The sequence below is a fragment of the Escherichia sp. MOD1-EC5189 genome, from assembly GCF_002966045.1.
Classification (GTDB): domain Bacteria; phylum Pseudomonadota; class Gammaproteobacteria; order Enterobacterales; family Enterobacteriaceae; genus Escherichia; species Escherichia coli_F.
The window spans coordinates 1-2,798 of the sequence record NZ_PTRX01000076.1 but is presented as its reverse complement, the minus strand read 5'-3'; the positions used below and the strand labels follow the sequence as shown (position 1 = coordinate 2,798).

General features: G+C 55.6%; 4 protein-coding genes. All 4 read right to left on the bottom strand.

Going from position 1 to position 2,798, the window contains the following annotated elements:
* On the bottom strand, nucleotides 1-1,286 hold a 1,286-nt coding region (locus tag ATB02_RS25465), incomplete at its 3' end, for a phage tail length tape measure family protein (RefSeq protein ID WP_198600598.1).
* Complete coding sequence (locus ATB02_RS25460; protein ID WP_105272401.1) at nucleotides 1,258-1,587, bottom strand: phage tail assembly protein T; 330 nt, start codon at nucleotides 1,585-1,587, stop codon at nucleotides 1,258-1,260. The genes ATB02_RS25460 and ATB02_RS25465, both read right to left, overlap by 29 nt.
* Nucleotides 1,588-1,595: 8 nt before the next feature.
* Nucleotides 1,596-1,982: a phage tail assembly chaperone G gene (gene gpG, locus ATB02_RS25455; RefSeq protein WP_001300035.1), complete on the bottom strand. Its 387-nt coding sequence runs from the start codon at nucleotides 1,980-1,982 to the stop codon at nucleotides 1,596-1,598.
* A gap of 60 nt (nucleotides 1,983-2,042) precedes the next feature.
* Nucleotides 2,043-2,786, bottom strand: coding sequence for a phage tail protein (locus ATB02_RS25450; RefSeq protein ID WP_000211104.1), 744 nt, complete (start codon nucleotides 2,784-2,786; stop codon nucleotides 2,043-2,045).
* Between the last annotated feature and the right edge of the window lie 12 nt (nucleotides 2,787-2,798).

Sequence of the window (2,798 nt, the reverse complement as noted above, 5' to 3'; positions counted from 1 at the left end):
CCAAGGACGCGTATCTGCTCAAGCTGAGTGGCAGTAAGAAAATGCAGCTCATTGTCCAGAGCCTTCGCGGCATTTACAGGATCATCCTTCAGCCGCTTAAACTGATTTATGGTATCGCTGATCGACTGGCCAACCGATCGCTCCATCTGTGCGGCAGCTCTCGCCACCATACCGATATCGTTTCCACGAAATGCACCACTCCCCACCACCTGAGCCAGCGCACCGGCTGCAGCATGTTGCGTGATACCATTCCCGGAAATAGCACGACTGAGCGTCCACAGCTGCCCGGCAGTGACTCCGGCATAATGCCCCGTCAGCGACAGCTGGCGGTTAAATTCTTCCCCCTCCTTCTGACCGTCATACCAGGCTTTACCCAGACCATAGACGGCCGCGGTAATACCGCCAATAACCCCGCCCAGCATCATGCCTTTCGGTGACATCAGTGTGTCTATCCATCCGGCACGGTTAGCCAGCGTTATCCCGGATCCCCTCAGCGCCCCTAAATTGCCGCGGGCCAGTTCACCTATCAGAACGCCTATCTCCTGGCGGGCCGCTGCACTTTTCAGACCCAGCGAATGCGTGGCTTTTCCTGCCTGCTCCATTTTGCGGATATACACTTCTGCAGCACTGCTTACCCCCAGCTGGGCAGCCTTAGCACGAAGCAACTCAGAAGAAGAAAGATTCTGGCGGGTTGCCTGCTCTTTAAGCTGACGGATAAACGCCACTTTCTGTCGGGTAGCCTCTGCCTCAGCCTGCGTAAGAACACGGGTTTTCGCCGTAACCTCAGAAATCAGCGCCAGATAATCCTGCTGACCAATCCCGCCACTGTTTCTGGCCTGTCGGATCTGCTGCTGAATACGCTGTAACTCCTGCAACCCCGCACTGGCCTGTTTCACACTGTCAATCTGACGATAAAACGCGGCAGCCGCTTTATCCTGAGCCTCCGCCAGAGCCATGGCCTGTGCCTGTTCCTCGCGCATTTTCTGGCTCAGTGCCTCCATACGCTGGCGGGTTTGCTCCACCTCGCGGGCCATGCGTTCATGAGCCTGTGCGCTCTTCTCCACCGTCTGCGCATGGACGGATGCGGCTGTTGCAGCCGAAGAAGCCGCCTGCATTGTCTGCCGGGCGGCCTGAGTCTGACGCTCCATAAAACGCTGCATACGGGCAGAAGACCGTTCTGCATCGCTGGCTGCACCATTCAGAAGGTTTTTGATACGGGGAATTTCATTTTTAAACTCTGCCGCATCAATCCCCAAATCAATGACCAGGTTGGCTATCTGGTCCATAACGCACACCTCCGGAAATACCGTCCCCAAGATGCATCAGTTCTTCGTCCGTTCGCTCCGGTATCCCGTTCTCTTCCGGTAAAAGGCTGAAATCAGCCACCGCAGCATCACTGCTGCCGGACACCATTCTCACGATCAATGCCTTCAGCGAGGCAAACTGCGCATCCATCCACACATCACTGAAGCTCTGCATCCGGAAATAATCGCCCCACTCACCAAGCTCAGTGGCCGACATTTCCGACAGCATCCGCCGCCAGTCTGCCCGCCGGAACTCCCGGGCAAGCCGCATGACAAACTGCATTTCCCGCGTCAGGACTTTTCCGGCGTCAGCACCTCATGCTCCAAATCCCCGGCATTCTCAATGGCTCCCATACCGCTCAGCGACAGAACCATCTCCGCCCCCGCTCCCAGGGCATCATACGACCATGTTGTAATAACGGATGCGCAAAGCGTCTCAACATCCTGAGACTGTTCCGCATTCCACAGTGAGCGGGAAACCAGCCAGGCATTGATATCCATCCCCATCCGCAGAAAAGCAATCTGTCGTTCAGCCTCCGGCAGTTCTCCCTCTTCGGCATCAAACTTTGCCGTTCGCTGCTGAACAAACGCCAGATATTCAATTCTCTGCAGCCCGGACAGCTCACTGAGCACCACGGACTGCTTTTCATAATTAAACGTGCCCTGTTTCAGAAACATCATGTTCTCCACCTGCAAAAAAGCCCCGGATAATCGGGGCAAATGATGAGTATCGTCCTGTTAACCTGCGGCGCTGACGGCCACCGTAGCCACTGCCACAAAATCGCCGTCAGAAGTCATGCCCACAATGCTGACACTGCCCTGCTTCACGCCTTTCACCGTGGCCACAAGCCCGTTCAGGGTCACCGTGGCAGTCTGTGGATCTGTCGAATGCACACTGATCGCTTTGTCACTGGCTCCGTCAGGTTTTACTGTAAAGGTCAGCGTGGTGGTTGCTCCCACTTTTACACTGGCAGATGCCGGTGCCACCGTCAGCCCGGTAACGCCCACGGTTTCAGTGCCTTCTTCTGCCAGATACGGACGCCCCACACCGCTGATTTTCACTGTGCGGGTCATCACGTCTTTTGAGGCAATGGTTTTACCCAGTGAACTCAGCCAGCCACGGAAAACATCAACAGTACCGTTGGGATATTTGATACGAAACGCGCAGACTTCACCGGAGTCGAACAACTGAACCAGTTTTTTCTGCCCGCTGTCACCCGGACGCCAGGCCAGCGTCGCCGAAGTATCACCGACGGATTTCTGCCCCTGGGTTGTCGTTTTCCAGTCTGCATCTTCATCATCGAGATAAGTGTCATCTTCTGCATCAGCGGTCATTTCGCCAGGCTGCAGATCCTTCACCATCGCAAGACGCAGCCAGTCAGTGTCCGATAAAGGGTTCGCAAACGCATCGCCCTTGCCGGTGTACATCCAGAACGTCGTTCCCGCACCTTTCGTTTTTGCCAGTGGATTTGGTGTGGTCATTGCCACCTCCTT